Origin of the sequence: Flavobacterium sp. M31R6 (genome assembly GCF_013284035.1) — a bacterium.
Classification (GTDB): domain Bacteria; phylum Bacteroidota; class Bacteroidia; order Flavobacteriales; family Flavobacteriaceae; genus Flavobacterium.
Map to the genome: position 1 here is coordinate 794947 of NZ_CP054141.1, position 14759 is coordinate 809705.

Below are 14759 nucleotides of genomic sequence, written 5' to 3' on the forward strand. Positions count from 1 at the left end.
CTGATGCTTTTGATATAGATTGAAAAAGTATTATTTTTTCTTTTTTGCCGGAGCTTTTGCTGCTTTTGCTGCTTCTTGAGCTGCTTTCATAGCCGCACGAGAGATCTTCACTTGACAAATTACTGTATTGTCTGGGTGCATGATTTTGAAGTTTGGTGTTGGCACTTTAGTAACGTATAATTTGTTACCCATGTCAAGAGGTGTAATATCAGCTTCAACGAAATCTGGAAGATTTTTTGGTAAAGCTTTAACTTTTAATTTACGGTTGTTCAAACGTAAATCTCCACCTGCCATAACTCCTTTAGAGTTACCAACGATTTTTACAGGAACTTCGATAGTGATTTCTTTGTCATCAAAGATTTGAAAGAAGTCAATATGTAAAATTTTGTCAGATACCGGGTGAACCTGAATATCTTGTAAAACAGCGTTGAAAGTTTTTCCTCCTTCTAATTCAATCACAACTGTGTGTGCGTTTGGAGTGTAAACCAAGTTCTTGAAAGCTATAACTTCCGCTGAAAAATGAACTGCTTGACTTCCTCCGTATAATACGCAAGGAACCAATCCAGCATTACGTAAGGCTTTAGTAGCTACTTTGCCCACGCTTTCTCTTTCTGATCCTTTAATTGTAATCGATTTCATTGTAAATATTTATATAGTTATTAATTAAACTCTTGTTTATGGATTATTCGATTATTTGACTGTTCGAACAATCTAATAATCAATTCTTACATTAAGAATTTTCCGCTAATGGAATTGTTGTGGTGCACCATGTGCATTACTTCGGCAAAAAGAGGCGCACAACTCACTACTCTTATTTTGTTAGATTGTTTTTTTAACGGAATAGAATCAGTTACGATTAGTTCCAACAATTTTGAATTTTCTATTTTTTCGTAAGCACCACCCGATAAAATGGCGTGCGTACAAATAGCTCTAACGCTCAAGGCTCCTTTTTCGATCATTAAGTCGGCAGCTTTCGCCAAAGTTCCTCCTGTGTCAATCATGTCATCGACTAAGATTACATTTTTGCCTTTTACTTCTCCGATAAGCTCCATTGTTTCGATAACGTTGGCCGCTTTTCTTTGTTTGTAACAGATTACTACTTCAGAATTTAGGAATTTAGAATAAGCGTAAGCTCTTTTCGATCCTCCCATATCTGGAGATGCAATCATTAAATTATCTAGACCTAAGCTTTCTACGTATGGTAAAAAGATAGTGGATGCAAAAAGGTGATCTACTGGTTTCTCGAAGAATCCTTGTATTTGATCAGCATGCAAATCCATGGTCATTATTCTGGTTGCACCGGCAGTTTCTAACAGTTTTGCAACTAGTTTTGCTCCAATCGGTACTCTTGGTTTGTCTTTTCTGTCTTGTCTTGCCCAACCGAAGTAAGGTATAACAGCAGTAATGTGTCTTGCTGATGCGCGTTTTGCGGCGTCAATCATCAACAATAATTCCATTAAATTATCTGCAGTAGGAAACGTTGAGCAAACGATAAAAACACGTAACCCTCTGATTGATTCTTCGTAAGAAGGTTGAAATTCACCATCACTATAAGTAGACATGGTAACTTTCCCCATAGGGATTCCGTATTCCTTTGCAATTTTCTCTGCAAGATATTCACTTTTTGAACAAGCAAAAATTTTAGCTTCTGGTTCTAGGTGTGACATTTAATTTGTTGTTTTTATTTCGCTGCGCTTCATACAGTTCGGCTTCATCATTTGTTTAAAGCCAGAAGAATATAAATGCCTCGAGTGTAGTTAGTTGTGTGTATCGTTTTTAACGAGGTGCAAATTTAGAAAATAAAATCAACTCTGAAAGGAAAAATTTAAGTATTTTTATTAGAATGTTTAAAAATATTTTTTACATTTGCACCGTGTTAAAGGAAAAGATAATTGTTAATATTAATTGTCTCTTTATTGCGTTTGGAATGATTGTTTATTATTCCATGTCTAGCTAAGCCCGGATGGCGGAATTGGTAGACGCGCTGGTCTCAAACACCTGTGGGAAACCGTGCCGGTTCGACTCCGGCTCCGGGTACAAAAACCGCTTCGAAAGAAGCGGTTTTTTTGGTTTTATGGGGTTTTAATTCCCCTAAAATAATATCTTTTTAAGGTCTTCATACGTTTCTGGTGTTTTTTCAATCAAGTGCATTTTTATTTTTTGTCCGGAACTTTTGTTAATAATGGTGCTGAAATCATCATCTTTTATATAGGCAATCTTACTTTTATTAGTAATTCCCCAAAGTACGTTTTTATTGCTCGGATTGTATTTTACGGTTGAGGTATATCGGAATAATGCATTATTATTACTTTCTACTAAAACAATTCCAGTCAGGTGTAATGAATTCCCTTTTTCATCAACAAATATTGGATTAAATTCTCCTCCTTGAGGATAATTTATTGGGCGATCACAGTTTACAAATCCAAAATTATTTATTTCTAATGTCCGGATTATTTTTGACTCTACTTCTCGATTTTTTATTAATGAAGCATATTTCTTTTGATATATTTTTAATGCTTTATTATAATCTTTTCCTTTTTCAAATGCCAAATAACATTCGCATTTATGTTCTTCTTTATAGTTTCCTATTTTTAAAATAGATATAACTTCATAAATCCCGTTTTTCAATGGGTTTATTTTATAATCTTGTGCATCTCCTACTGAACATTTTAAAGGATCAACAGGTTCAAATAATACATTTTCATAGATTGCTATTTCTGGGTGTAATTCTTTATCAACTTCTATTTTGAAAGAATTTGAAGTAGAGACTCTTGGCATAGGTGGAATTGTTGGTGTTGATTTTAATTCTTCTTCCTTTTCTGAAAGACTTATAGAATCTTTTCCTTTCTCTATCCACTTTCCGCTAATTTTATCTAAATCGTAGGCATTGAATTCCTCAGATTTTGTCCAACTCAGCATATCTACTTTTATCTTGTTTTTCGGATTTACAAAAACTTCATTTTTATTGGATGTAGCATTTATTTCGACCATTCCGCCAGATTCAAATACTTTTTCAATTCCGTTTTCGTCATAGGTCATTGGTATTCCTGCTAAATAAAAATCTAGCGGGGAGTAGAATTCTCGAAAAGTGATGTCAACTTTGTCTTTGACAATATTGCCATCTTTGTCCAAAAATGCGTTTGAAGGTATTCTGATTTTAGTGCCTCGTGGAGTTGTTAAAACGGTTGCAGAATCAGGTTCAACTGTAAAGTTTTGATAGGCGATGTCCAACTTTGGAATTGGAGGTTTTATTATTGCAGTTCTTGAAGCTTCGCTAATTTGAGGTTCTGGTTTTTTCTTTCCTTCGCAAGAGCTGAACAATATTGTGGAGATCAATGCAAAAGCGATAATTGTGGTTTTGTTAGGCATACTTTTGTTAGGCATACTTTTGTTTTTTGGGTTTAATGAATAATCTTTTGTGGTTAAGATTCAAAACTCTGGAATCTCAATTATTATTGTATTGATGGTTTTTTTTTCGAAAATTAAATTTAGTCCTCCAAACCACATAAAGTCCTTCCTGAATTTTGAGATTCCTTTTTTGAAACACTATATATTTCAGTCGAACAATTGCTCAATCCTCTGCAGTTTTTATCATAATGATATTTTTTGGAATAAGGCCCTTTGCAGATATATACTGTATCATTTGTCAAAGTTTCAAAGCCAAATGCTGTAGGTAAAATGATTAGGGAGATTATAATAATTAACTTTTTCATATTTTTAATTACAATATTTTTTAATCAAATTATATGCATCTTCATCACCTAATTCTCCAGCTTTGCTAAAGTCTAAACAGCTTCCGTTTTTTTGTTTTAATCCTAATTTTGCAAAGCCTCTATTTAAATAGTAGGATGAATCATTCGGATAAATTTTTATTGCTTTGGTGTAATCAGTAATTGCTCCTTGGAAGTCTTTTGAATTTGCTTTTAGATTTCCTCGGTTATAATATGCTTCGTCATAATTAGGGTTTAATTCTATTGCTTTACTGTAATCAAGAATTGCCCCTCTATAGTCTTCTAAACTTGCTTTTGCTTTTCCTCTCCAAAGGTGAAGTTCTGAATTGTCAAAGCCAAGTTTTTTTGCTGTGGTGAAGTCTGCAATTGCACCTCTGAAATCCCCTAGCAGGCTTTTCCCTACACCTCTTTCGAAATAAGCATCAGGAATGCTATATAATTCAATAACTTTGGAATAATCCATAATTGCTCCTTTTATGTCATCTAAATGCATTTTAGCTTTTGCTAAAGCAAAATGGATCAATTCAAAATCTTTGCTGCCATTAAGCTCTATTATTTTGTTATAATCCAAAATAGCACCTTGATAATCTTCTAATCCAAATTTTACATTTCCTCTGTAAAAAAAGGCATCTATGAAATGAGGGTCTATTTCTATTGCTTTTGAACAATCTTCAATTGCTCCTTGAGGGTCTTTTAGCATATTTTTTGTTATTGCTCGTTTTTGAAAAGCAGTAGCGTAATTTGGATTAATTTCTATTGCCTTAGTATAATCCACTAATGCTTCTTGGTGATTATCAAGACTGTCTTTTTCAGTTCCGCTTTTATAATATTCCTCTGCTGTTTGACCGTTAGTAATGAAGCTAAACAAAAAAGCAACTATAATTATTGATTTTTTCATGATTCCATTTTTAATAATGTGTATTCGTATTATATTAACTCATTTCAAAATGCGTTAAAAGTTGTTATTTTGCAAAATAGAATTCATGAGTTTTAATAACATCATCCCTGCCCATCTGTACTAAATTCCCTGTTTTCTTTAAAAAGAAACATAAAGATTTTTCATTATAAATCAATTTCATTTCATCTGAATAATCGGTAACCAGATACATATCTCCTTCTATCTTAAAAAATGGAATTTCGGTTTTACCTTTTACTTTTATTCCTTTATTAACTAATGTTCCATTAGTTAATTTTTCTCTGATAACCGTTTCGTTTTTTTCACTGGAAGAAACTTTTGAATAGGCTACCATCATATTCATCCATTCGTCACTATCTATCAAAAACCATTGTACCCTACTGAAATCAATACCTTGGTCATTAATCCAACCGTTGCTGGTAAAGCAGAATAATACTTGTTTTTTGCCGTCAAGAACTGGATTATCTGATGGATTAAATTCTTGAATTTTAAAAGTTATAACAGACACAGAAGACATGTCTTTTGCTTTTTTACCATCAAAATCAAGAGTCTTTAATGAAAAGCTTTTTAATTCAGGATGATTGGCTATAATCCATTGAGTTGCGGTTAATTCTGCTCTTTCTTCCATATTGTCATGAGCCATAATTGCAGCGCCAATAACTAATGCAGCTGCGCCGGCAGCAGCAACAGCAGCACCTGTATTTTGTGCATCAGATTGTTTAGGCATTAATAACATAATAGTTATAATTACCAATGTAAATTTTTTCATAATTTGATTTTTCAAGCGAGAAACAAAAATGATGCCATTTGAAGATAAAAGACAATTTATAACGTTAAAAAGCGCTTAATTTTAATTATAACAGTCTTTATATTACAATTTAAAATACACTCAAATTCGAGAAGTGGTGAAAAAGAATGAATGAAATGGGTTTTGAAATTTTAATTTCTGATAATATTTAAACTTAGATAAATAAGTATTCAGCTTTTAAAACGGATTTAAATTTTCAACAAATAAATTTGACAATTCAACCTTAAACCAATAAAACCTCTTCGAAAGAAGAGGTTTTATTGGTTTTATGGGTTTTTTGCTTCACTTCACTTGCAATGTCAATCCCAACGCATTGATTATTTGCACAAAATTGGAAATTTGTAAATCGGTTTTGCCTTGTTCAATTTTGGCAATGTAGGCGCGTTCTTTGCCTATTTGGTCAGCTAATTGCTGTTGAGTTAGATGTTTTTCTTTGCGTTTTTCTTTTATCAATTCACCATAATAAAAAGACAATGCTTTTTTTGAAAATTCATCTCTCTCGGGTGTGCCTTGTTTGCCGTATTTGTCATCTAAATAGTCATTGGCAGTAGGTAACTCACTTTTTATTTTTTCTAAATCAAGTTTTGGTCTTGCCATTTTTCTAAAATTTTGATTGCTGTTTTTATTTGTTTGTCGTAATCTTTGGTCGATTTTTTCATGAATCCATTTAGAAATATTATATTTCTGCTTTGGCTTATATTGTCGTGGTCTATCGTAAAAACAATAATTCGATATTCATTATTGACCTGTATTCGCACTTCATAAAAATCCGTGTTGATTAATTTCTTGGCTATTTTAATATTAATTACGGGCTGTGTTATTATGATTTCCAATAGGTAATCTATTTTGTCCTTCACATTGGTTTCTGAATTGTTTAAAAATTCTAAAAATTCACGCGTTTTAAATATTGTCCTCATTGATGCTACTATTTTGCAAATGTAATTAATTCGTTACCAAATAAAATTAAGTTTATGATTTTTTTATGGAATGTTTCTAATAATCTTATAGTTTATTGTATGAAATCAAAAAAGGTTTGTAGATGAAAAAAATGTAAGATATAAATTATATTTTAAAAATTTACACTTGAAAATAATAATTTAATTTGAATATGATTTTAATCAATTTTTTGTCGTAAACTTGTAAGTGTAAAATAAACACTTATAATTATGAAAAAAATATACAGCTTACTTTTGTTAGCTATTTCACTAGCATCATTTGCCAAAACAACTACCGATTATTCGTTTGTCAATACCGATAAAACGATAAAAGTTGAATTTAACCTTAGTCCGAAGAAAACACCTTGTTACAAAGTTTTCTTTAAAAATAAATTGGTCATCAATACTTCTGAGCTTGGAATTGTTCGGGAAGATGCTAATTTTTATAGTGATATGAAGATTGTAAAAGTTTCTGACGCCAAAGCCGTAACTTCAAATTATTCGATGCTGCAAGGGAAAAGGAAAAACATCAGGTATACTGCCAATCAATATACGGTCAGTTTGCAAAGCAGTACCGGAGAAGCGATGGAAATTATTTTTCAGCTTTCTCATGACGGAATCGGGTTGCGCTACCATTTTCCTAAAACTTCGAATGATATCAAGAAAATTACGGAAGAGAAAACCACCTATAATTTTGATGCTTCCGCAAAAGCATGGTTACAGCCAATGTCTAAAGCCAAAACGGGATGGAAAGAAACCAATCCATCCTACGAAGAGCATTATTCGATGGGTGTTCCAGTAAATACAAAACCTGTAATTGGTGAAGGATGGGTGTATCCTGCTTTGTTCAATGCCAATGATGCTTGGGTTTTGATTACCGAAACAGGTTTACAAGACAATTATTGTGGTAGCCGATTGGTTTATAATGATGTCTCAAAAGCATTACAGGTAACTTTTCCGCAAAAAGAGGAGGTTTTTCCAAACGGAGCTCTTAATCCAGAATCACTATTGCCTTGGTACACGCCTTGGAGAATCATAACGATTGGTTCATTGAAAACCATTACTGAAAGTACGCTAGGAACCGACTTGGCCGATCCTGCTGTTCCAATGGATACTTCTTTTATCAAAAGTGGATTGTCTTCTTGGAGTTGGGTTTTGCTGAAAGATGATTCAGTTAATTTTGAAACTACCTTGCAGTTTATCGATTATGCATCCAGCATGAATTGGCCGTATTGCTTGATTGATGCTGATTGGGACACTCGAATTGGTGATGCCAAAATGAAGGAGTTGGTGGCTCATGCCGCAGCAAAAAACGTAAAATTATTGGTTTGGTACAATTCATCAGGATCTTGGAATAGTACAGAATACCATCCTAAAGGGAAATTATTGACACATGCTGATAGAGATAAAGAATTCTCAAGATTACAAGAAATGGGTATTGCAGGAGTTAAAGTTGATTTTTTTGGAGGTGATGGACAATCGATGATTGCATATTATCACGCCATGTTGAAAGATGCTGCAGAACATCAATTGTTGGTCAATTTTCACGGGGCTACTTTGCCAAGAGGTTTACAACGCACTTTTCCCAATTTACTGACCACCGAGGCTGTGAAAGGACAAGAATATATTACTTTTTTTCAAGATATAGCCGACTTGCAACCTAGCCATTGCGCGATGCTTCCTTTTGCCAGAAACGTTTTTGATCCAATGGATTTCACGCCGATGGTATTGGATTCTATCCCAAATATCAAGCGCAAGACAACTCCTGCTTTTGAGTTGGCTTTGCCTGTTTTATTCTTATCCGGAATTCAGCACATTGCCGAAACTCCTGTTGGTATGGCGAAAATGCCAAAATATGTGGTTGATTATCTAAAAGACATTCCGACCAATTGGGATGATTCCAAATTCATAGACGGTTATCCCGGAAAGTACATTGTTATGGCCAGAAAAAAAGACAACGTTTGGCATATCGTTGGAATCAATGGAGAAAATAAACCCAAACAAATAGAACTTGACTTGTCATTTGTAAATAACCCAAAAGGTTTTATTATTCTGGAAGATGAAAATGGTTTTCAACAGCTTCCTGTATCGAAAAACACAAAACTGAAAGTAGCGATGAAACCCAATGGTGGTTTTGTGGTGAAGATGTAGTTTTTTTTAAATAAATAAGCCCTATAAGTTCATGTTAGTAAACTTATAGGGCTTATTTATTTTACTTCACAAGTTGCATTATGAAAAACAGGAAAATTGCAAGAATTAGCAATAAAACACAATTGATTTGCTTTTTGATGTAAATCCAGAGCCATTTGAATTTTATCAGGATTGGCAATTGTTACTTCAGGATTTAATGTGACCTCAATAAAACGCCCGCTTCCGTCAGGAGAAACCTCAAGTGCTGCTTCAGCATTGTCTGAATACTCTAAAACTTCAATTCCGTTTTGAGAACAGACGTATAAATAGGACATCATGTGACAGGAAATTAAACTACTTAAAAGTAAATCCTCTGGATTGTATAATTCTGGATCACCTTTGAAAGCTTTCGCAGCCGAAACATTTAAAACCGGTTTTGCTTCAATTAAAATCTTGTGACTTTTGCTGTAAAATCGCTTTGTTGAATCTTCTTGATTTGAAGTCCACTTTGCTTCTGCTTTGAAGAGATGTTTCATTTTTTGTTTTGTTTGCTATGGCGAAGTTATGATTTTATATTTTGCTAATTATTAATCCCGAAAAGGCGTAAAGTCAAAAATAAAACTCAGCTGAGCAAAGTCTCCAGACTTTGTAGTTTTTTTTTAAATGTTCTTTAAGGGAATAAATCTAATAAAAGTCTCCCGACTTTTTCTGTGAATATCTTAGAAATTTTTCGAGCCTGTTTTACTTTATAAACAAAAAAACCTCGGAAGTATAACCTCCCGAGGAACTTAAAACCAACAAGTGTCAGTTTCTAAACTAGATATTCAACAAATAACCAAATTATATGATTTCTAGTATTTTAAATTACTTAACCGAAAATTTAAAAGTTGTTTTTGTTTTATAGTTTTCTCCCGGACTTAAGACAGTCGTAGGGAAATCTTTTTGATTTGGTGAATCTGGATAATGTTGTGTTTCTAGGCAAAAACCAGTTCTATGGGCGTATGTTCCGCCGTTTTTCATAGGTAAAGTTCCGTCTAGGAAGTTACCAGAGTAGAATTGGATTCCAGGTTGATCGCTATATACTTCCAACAGTCTTCCACTTCCTGAGTGATAAGCTGAAGCCACTAAACGCTCTCCTTTGTCTTGGTTGTTTAACACCCAGCAGTGGTCGTAACCCAATCCTCTTTTTAACTGTTCATCCTTAGCTTCGATTGCTGCCCCAACCAATTTTGGTTTTCTGAAATCAAATGGAGTATTGGTAACATCCGTTAATTGGCCTGTCGGAATAAGCGTTGCATCTACAGGAACCAATTTGTCTGCATCAATCATAATTTCGTGGTCCAAAATTGGTTTGGAGAAATCACCTGACAGATTGAAATAGGCGTGTTGCGTTAAGTTTACCACTGTTTTCTTATCGGTAGTCGCTTCATACAAAACGTCCAATGCGTTGTCTTTGTTCAAAGTGTAGGTTACGTAAACCGTTAAGTTTCCAGGGTATCCTTCTTCCATGTCTTTGCTTACATATTTCAATTTTAATGAAGCAGAGTCTCCGCCTTTGGCTTCTTCAGCAGTCCAAACCACATTGTGGAAACCTTGTGGTCCTCCGTGCAACGCATTTGGAGCATTGTTGATGGCCAAAGAATATTCTTTTCCGTCCAAAGTGAATTTACCTTTGGCAATTCGGTTTCCGTATCTTCCGATAAGGGCTCCAAAAAACGGATTGTCTTTCATGTATTGTTCCAATGAATTAAAACCAATTACCACTTCTTCGGATTTACCCGCTTTATTAGGCACTTTTAGAGTAGATATTCTACCCCCGAAAGTGATAATGTCAACTTCCATTCCGTTATGGTTTTTCAGTGTATATTGGTCAATTTGTACTCCTTTGTCAGTTTTGCCATATACCGATTTTGCTATAGAAACTGAATCTGTAGCGTTAGCTTCCAAGGCAGTTTCTTCTCCTGCCTCTGTTTTTTTTTCTCCTTTACACTGTACATTCATACTTGCTAAACTTAAAATGGAAATTCCATAAATACAACGTTTTATTACATTCATAATTATCTGGTTTTTAAGACTTAATTCTACAAACAAAAATATTTTTTTTGGCGTGCCCCTCCGTAAAAACTACGGGTCGTGCTGTACGTTCCCGCTTTTTTTATCCTGCAAAAAAAGCAGGATAAAAAAGAGCTCCACTGCCATCACTCACGCAAGCAGTGCTAACCTACATATTTTTTAGTTATTACAAACCATGTTGAAACAAATGAAAATAAGCTTCATTAGCATTGATAGTATCTTTGAAATTACGGATAGTCGTATTTGCATCAATCACAAGCAATTCGATTCCTGCAATATCAGCAAAATCTTCCATAAATTCAGTAGTTACCGCTTGGCTGTAAACTGTATGGTGAGCACCTCCCGCAAGAATCCAAGCCGTTGCTGCAATATCAAGGTTTGGTTTGCAATCCCACAATACGCGCGCTACTGGAAGTTTTGGCAAATCAGCCATCGGTTTTACTGCCGTTACTTCGTTTACAATCAATCTAAAACGAGTTCCCATATCTACAAGTGATACATTGATTGCATCTCCGGCAGGTGAATTAAATACCAAACGAGCTGGATCTTCTTTTCCTCCAATTCCTAATGGATGTACTTCGCAAGAAGGTTTTCCGTCAGCGATAGATGGACAGATTTCCAACATGTGTGATCCCAAAACATAAGATTTTTGAGGGGTAAAATGATACGTGTAATCTTCCATGAATGAAGTTCCTCCTTCAAGTCCCACATTCATAACTTTCAATGCTCTAACCATTGCGGCAGTTTTCCAGTCACCTTCACCACCAAAACCGTAACCATCGGCCATTAAACGTTGGGTTGCAATTCCAGGAAGTTGTTTCCAAACTCCTAAGTTTTCGAAAGTATCGGTAAATGCTCCGAAACCTCCTTCTTCCAAGAAAGCTCTCAATCCCAATTCGATTTTTGCGGCATCCGCCAAAGATTGTCTTTGTGCTCCACCTTCTAAAAGTGATGGTGTCAAGTTATAGGAAGCTTCGTAAACCGCCAATAAATCGTTCAATTGTTTGTCGGTTACTTTTTCCATGTGTTTGGTCACATCTGAAGAATCGTATCCATTAACAGAAACTCCAAAACGAATTTGAGCTTCTACTTTATCGCCTTCGGTAACGGCAACTTCACGCATGTTATCACCAATACGAGCTACTTTTAGGTTTTGAAGTTCGTTCCAACCTAGTGCAACTCTTGTCCAGTTTCCTATTTTGGTTTGAACGCGTTCGTCTTCCCAGTGTCCTACAATCACTTTGCGTTTTTTGCGCATTCTGGACATGATAAAACCAAACTCTCTGTCTCCGTGAGCCGATTGGTTCAAGTTCATGAAGTCCATGTCAATACTAGCCCATGGAATTTCAGCGTTGAATTGTGTATGTAAGTGACATAATGGTTTATTTAAAATACTTAAACCACCAATCCACATTTTGGCTGGTGAGAAAGTATGCATCCAAGCCACAATACCGATACAGTTTTTGTTGGAATTCGCTTCCAAACATACATTCGTGATTTGTGCAGGTGATTTTACTACATCTTTGTATACCAATTTTACTGGTAATTTTGAGGATGCGTCCAATCCTTTTGCAATTATTTGAGAATGTTCGGCTACTTTTCTTAATGTTTCTTCACCGTATAATTCTTGGCTTCCTACTACAAACCAAATTTCTTTTTGAGAGATATCTATCATTTTTTATATCGTTTAATCGTTTATTTGTTGAATTGTTTAATCGTAGAACGGCCTAATCGATTAAACGATTTACCGATTCACCGAATAAACGGTTATTGTCCGTAATAGGAATCTTTTCCGTGTTTGCGTTCGTAATGCTTTTTGATTAAAGAATCCTTCAATCGTGGAGCATTTGGATTTATTTGCAAAGTCAGATATGCCATTTCGGCCACGACTTCCAGAACTTTTGAGTTATAAACTGCTTTGGCAGCGTTTTTTCCCCAAGCGAAAGGCCCATGGTTTCCGATTAGCACCATTTCTGTTTCTTCGTACGAAAGGTTTTTTTCTTTGAAACAATCCAAGATTTGAATTCCGGTATTGTGTTCATAGTTTCCTTCGATAAGGGAATCGGCCATTGGCGCTGCACAAGGAATATCAGAAGTTAAGTGATCGGCATGAGTGGTTCCAAAAATCGGAATGTCTCGTTGCGATTGCGCCCAAGCCACCGAATAGGTTGCATGCGTATGAGCAACACCACCAATGTTTGGCCAGTTTTTATATAAGTAAGCATGTGTTTTTGTATCCGAAGAAGGACGTAAGCTTCCTTCAATGATGTTGTTGTCAAAATCAACAATAACAATGTCTTCCGGTTTTAGGTCTTCATAAGGAACTCCGCTCGGTTTAATGGCAAAAACACCATTTTTGCGATCGACAGCACTTACGTTTCCAAAAGTGTAAACTACCAAATTCAATGCGTTCAACTGCATATTCGCTTCGTAGCATTCTTGTTTTAAATCTTTATACTGTGAACTCATTTTTTCTTTTTTTAATAGATGGATCAGCATAAGCGCTCAATTGATCGTATGCTAAAAGCAATTTGTTGTAAGCAGCTACTTTGTCAAGTTGCGGAGTATATTCGCTTTCAAAAGGGCTTCCCATTTTTTGGGCAGCTTCAATTACGTTTGGATAAATTCCGGCAGCAACGGCAGCATAAATAGCAGCTCCCAATGCAGGCGCCTGATCTGATAAAGCTACTTTGATAGGTTTGTTCAATACATTAGCTAATGTTTGCATAATGAATGGCGATTTACGAGCCACACCACCAATACCAATCACCGTATCAATTCGAACACCTTCTTCCTCAAAGCGATCCACGATTTTTTTAGAACCAAAACAAATCGCATTTACCAATGATTTGAATACGTGCGGTGCTTTTGTTCCTAAAGACAAGTTCGATATTGCGCTTTTAAGTTCCTGATTTGCATCTGGAGTTCTTCTTCCGTTAATCCAATCCAATGCGATTGGAACACTTTCAGATAAAGGAATTTTCTCTGCTTCGGCAGTTAATTGTATGATTAAATTGTCGCTGATCTCCGCTTTCAATTCTTCTTTTTGTGCATCAGTCAAAAGGGTAGAAGTAGCCAATAAATTTTCTGTTGGCCATAGTAACAATTCTTTGTACCAAGCTAATAAATCCCCAAAAGCAGATTGTCCCGCTTCAAGGCCTATAAATCCTGGAATTACAGATCCATCAACTTGTCCGCAAATTCCACGAACAGTTTTTGTTCCGATAGATTCTTTGGTGTCAACAATAATATCACAAGTTGAGGTTCCCATTACACGTACCAAAGTGTGTTCGTCTATTTTAGCTCCCACAGCTCCTGAATGTGCATCGAAAGTTCCTACTGCAATAACTGTATCTGTTGAAAGTCCCAGTTTAGTTGCCCATTCTTGGTTTAAATTACCCGCTACCAAATCTGAGGTATAAGTTTCATCATATAATCTTCCGCGAAGCGATGCCAAATACGGATCCAATTTTTCTAGAAATTCTGTAGGAGGCAAACCGTTCCAGTCTTCGTGCCACATCGCTTTGTGACCCGCGGCGCAACGGCTTCTTTTGAACGATTTTAAGTCTTTATTGTCAATCAATAAATACGTCATTAAATCACAATGTTCCATCCAGGTATAGGCTGCTTTATTCACAGCTTCGTCCTGTCTGGCAACGTGTAGAATTTTCGCCCAAAACCACTCAGATGAATAGATTCCCCCTTCGTATTTAGTGAAATTTTCTCCGCCCCAATTGGCTGCCAATTCATTGATTTCGTTCGCTTCATTTATAGCCGTGTGATCTTTCCATAAAACCATCATGGCATTTGGATTATGTTCAAAACCTTTGGTCAGCGCCAATGGAGTCCCATCTTCGGCAACCGGCACTGGAGAAGATCCTGTAGTGTCAATGCAAATGCTTCGTATTAAGGAGGGATCCACTTTGCTGTTTTCAACTACATATTTTATGGTAGTTTCCAACCCTTCGATATGGTCCAAAGGATGTTGGCGAAACTGATTTATAGAGGCATTACAATATTCTTTATTTTTCCATCGCTTGTAATCACAAACGTTTGACGCTAATTCCTGTCCATTTTCAGTGTCTATCAATACAGCACGAACAGAATCTGAGCCGTAATCTAATCCTATTACATAATTTTTCATCACAAATACTTTTTTAATACGT

At 35.4% G+C, this 14759-nt stretch carries 14 protein-coding genes and 1 tRNA gene; 2 read left to right on the top strand and 13 right to left on the bottom strand.

All coding sequences use genetic code 11. The features are described 5' to 3' along the window. Nucleotides 1–30 precede the first annotated feature (30 nt). Both HQN62_RS03175 and HQN62_RS03180 read right to left on the bottom strand, forming a co-directional pair. Nucleotides 31–639, bottom strand: a complete 609-nt coding sequence (locus HQN62_RS03175; protein ID WP_116796440.1) for a 50S ribosomal protein L25/general stress protein Ctc — start codon at nucleotides 637–639, stop codon at nucleotides 31–33. Between the two features lie 86 nt (nucleotides 640–725). Next, nucleotides 726–1667, bottom strand: coding sequence for a ribose-phosphate pyrophosphokinase (locus HQN62_RS03180; protein ID WP_116796439.1), 942 nt, complete (start codon nucleotides 1665–1667; stop codon nucleotides 726–728). A 290-nt stretch (nucleotides 1668–1957) separates the two neighbouring features. On the opposite strand from HQN62_RS03180, the gene HQN62_RS03185 reads away from it, so the two are divergent. After that, a tRNA-Leu gene (locus tag HQN62_RS03185) sits at nucleotides 1958–2037 on the top strand. Between the two features lie 54 nt (nucleotides 2038–2091). On the opposite strand, the gene HQN62_RS03190 is transcribed toward HQN62_RS03185, so the two are convergent. The 6 genes from HQN62_RS03190 to HQN62_RS03215 all read right to left on the bottom strand — a co-directional run bounded on the left by HQN62_RS03190 (nucleotide 2092) and on the right by HQN62_RS03215 (nucleotide 6372). After that, nucleotides 2092–3384, bottom strand: a complete 1293-nt coding sequence (locus HQN62_RS03190) for a hypothetical protein (protein WP_173503293.1) — start codon at nucleotides 3382–3384, stop codon at nucleotides 2092–2094. Between the two features lie 104 nt (nucleotides 3385–3488). Continuing rightward, nucleotides 3489–3713, bottom strand: a complete 225-nt coding sequence (locus HQN62_RS03195; RefSeq protein ID WP_173503294.1) for a hypothetical protein — start codon at nucleotides 3711–3713, stop codon at nucleotides 3489–3491. A gap of 4 nt (nucleotides 3714–3717) precedes the next feature. Continuing rightward, nucleotides 3718–4629, bottom strand: a complete 912-nt coding sequence (locus HQN62_RS03200; RefSeq protein WP_173503295.1) for a tetratricopeptide repeat protein — start codon at nucleotides 4627–4629, stop codon at nucleotides 3718–3720. A gap of 64 nt (nucleotides 4630–4693) precedes the next feature. Further along, on the bottom strand, nucleotides 4694–5416 hold the full coding sequence (locus tag HQN62_RS03205; RefSeq protein WP_173503296.1) for a hypothetical protein: 723 nt from the start codon (nucleotides 5414–5416) through the stop codon (nucleotides 4694–4696). Nucleotides 5417–5737: 321 nt separating this feature from the next. Further along, nucleotides 5738–6052, bottom strand: a complete 315-nt coding sequence (locus HQN62_RS03210) for a helix-turn-helix domain-containing protein (protein WP_173503297.1) — start codon at nucleotides 6050–6052, stop codon at nucleotides 5738–5740. After that, nucleotides 6028–6372: a type II toxin-antitoxin system RelE/ParE family toxin gene (locus HQN62_RS03215; protein WP_173503298.1), complete on the bottom strand. Its 345-nt coding sequence runs from the start codon at nucleotides 6370–6372 to the stop codon at nucleotides 6028–6030. The genes HQN62_RS03210 and HQN62_RS03215 overlap by 25 nt, the downstream gene beginning before the upstream one ends. A 249-nt stretch (nucleotides 6373–6621) precedes the next feature. Between HQN62_RS03215 and HQN62_RS03220 the strand changes: the two genes are divergently transcribed. Next, nucleotides 6622–8541 (top strand): glycoside hydrolase family 97 protein, encoded by a 1920-nt coding sequence (locus tag HQN62_RS03220; protein WP_173503299.1) that lies wholly within the window; start codon nucleotides 6622–6624, stop codon nucleotides 8539–8541. Between the two features lie 56 nt (nucleotides 8542–8597). On the opposite strand, the gene HQN62_RS03225 is transcribed toward HQN62_RS03220, so the two are convergent. The 5 genes from HQN62_RS03225 to HQN62_RS03245 form a co-directional block, all read right to left on the bottom strand. Beyond that, nucleotides 8598–9056 (bottom strand): OsmC family protein, encoded by a 459-nt coding sequence (locus HQN62_RS03225; protein WP_173503300.1) that lies wholly within the window; start codon nucleotides 9054–9056, stop codon nucleotides 8598–8600. Between the two features lie 328 nt (nucleotides 9057–9384). Then, a complete protein-coding gene (locus HQN62_RS03230) occupies nucleotides 9385–10575 on the bottom strand; it encodes an aldose epimerase family protein (RefSeq protein ID WP_173503301.1) in 1191 nt (396 codons plus the stop codon). Between the two features lie 184 nt (nucleotides 10576–10759). Next, the gene (gene araA, locus HQN62_RS03235; RefSeq protein WP_173503302.1) at nucleotides 10760–12268 is read right to left on the bottom strand and encodes an L-arabinose isomerase; all 1509 of its coding nucleotides are present in this window, start codon (nucleotides 12266–12268) and stop codon (nucleotides 10760–10762) included. Between the two features lie 92 nt (nucleotides 12269–12360). Beyond that, entirely contained in the window at nucleotides 12361–13062 is a 702-nt protein-coding gene (locus HQN62_RS03240; protein WP_173503303.1) for an L-ribulose-5-phosphate 4-epimerase, read from the bottom strand. Then, the gene (locus tag HQN62_RS03245; protein ID WP_173503304.1) at nucleotides 13046–14737 is read right to left on the bottom strand and encodes a ribulokinase; all 1692 of its coding nucleotides are present in this window, start codon (nucleotides 14735–14737) and stop codon (nucleotides 13046–13048) included. The genes HQN62_RS03240 and HQN62_RS03245 overlap by 17 nt, the downstream gene beginning before the upstream one ends. Between the last annotated feature and the right edge of the window lie 22 nt (nucleotides 14738–14759).